Source organism: Paraburkholderia sp. SIMBA_053, from assembly GCF_046534895.1.
GTDB classification, from domain to species: domain Bacteria; phylum Pseudomonadota; class Gammaproteobacteria; order Burkholderiales; family Burkholderiaceae; genus Paraburkholderia; species Paraburkholderia caledonica.
The window spans coordinates 1-250 of the sequence record NZ_JAWRXU010001292.1 but is presented as its reverse complement, the minus strand read 5'-3'; the positions used below and the strand labels follow the sequence as shown (position 1 = coordinate 250).

Sequence of the window (250 nt, the reverse complement as noted above, 5' to 3'; positions counted from 1 at the left end):
ATGGGCGTGCAAAACGTTGTGGCCATGAGCCACGGTTCGACGAACCCGTACAACCTCGTTCGTGCGACGCTGGATGGTCTGCGCAAGCAGTCGACGCCGGCTGACATCGCGGCGAAGCGTGGTAAGTCCGTCGAAGACATTCTGGGCTAAGGTGGTCACCATGTCTGATAAAACTGTCAAGGTTCAGCTCGTCAAGAGCCTGATTGGGACCCGCGAATCGCACCGCGCCACGGTGCGCGGTCTTGGCCTG

1 protein-coding gene and 1 pseudogene are annotated in these 250 nt (G+C 60.0%); both read left to right on the top strand.

What is annotated here, in order from left to right:
* Positions 1-150, top strand: a pseudogene (locus SB753_RS39790) (30S ribosomal protein S5); the annotation flags it as partial.
* 10 nt (positions 151-160) lie between these two features.
* Positions 161-250 (top strand): uL30 family ribosomal protein (locus tag SB753_RS39785; RefSeq protein WP_410805511.1); only part of this gene is annotated, 90 nt, incomplete at its 3' end.